Origin of the sequence: Clostridium tanneri (assembly GCF_033659955.1) — a bacterium.
Taxonomy (GTDB): domain Bacteria; phylum Bacillota; class Clostridia; order Clostridiales; family Clostridiaceae; genus Clostridium_AM; species Clostridium_AM tanneri.
The window spans coordinates 1-719 of sequence record NZ_JARUJP010000084.1; the positions used below are offsets into that span (position 1 = coordinate 1).

Annotated in this window: 1 pseudogene; it reads right to left on the bottom strand. The window is 34.4% G+C overall.

The features are described from left to right. A pseudogene (locus tag P8V03_RS19035) lies at positions 1-719 on the bottom strand (DNRLRE domain-containing protein); the annotation flags it as partial.

Here is a 719-nt window from a genome sequence, read left to right on the forward strand (position 1 = left end):
AATTTTTCGATATTTCTGCTTTCAGTACCTTCCAGAGCTTTAGAGACACTTACAAGTCTATTCATATCGTCATAACTATAGAAGGTCTTACTTCCTTTTCCATCAGTGGTGGCTGTCAGTACTCCTTTTTCTTCATTATAATGACTTATTACAGAATTTTCTTCGTTGTCTATTGCTGCTTTCAGGTAATTTCCGCTGATACTATAGTTTGCAGTGGACTCCATAAAAAGTTTTTCACTTATTACACCGGTCTCTGGAGCTTTTTCCACTCGTGATTTCACTGGATTACCGCTGCTGTCATAATCAAAAGAATATTGAACCTTTGTAGCGGAAACTGCATTTGTTAAATTTCGTTTAGAGTCATACTTGTATTCATACACTCCATTAGTTGGTGTAACTACACTCTTTAGATTGTTGTTTCCATCATAATTAAAAGAGGATTTCTCCTTGGCTAGACTTTGTACTGATATAACATTTCCTTTTTCATCATAGGTATAGCTGGCACCATATTCTTCTTTATATAACTGAAAATCCGTAAAGTAGGCTTCATTAAGATTATTATAATATTCTCCATATATGCTTACCTTTCTATAGTCACTTTTTGCTACAATTACACTAGATACATACTGCCAATCATCTATATCTTCATTAAAAGGAATTAGAAACCAATCAGCTTCAGTAGATGATTTTTCTAGTCCAACTCCCAGTGCAAAGCGTCT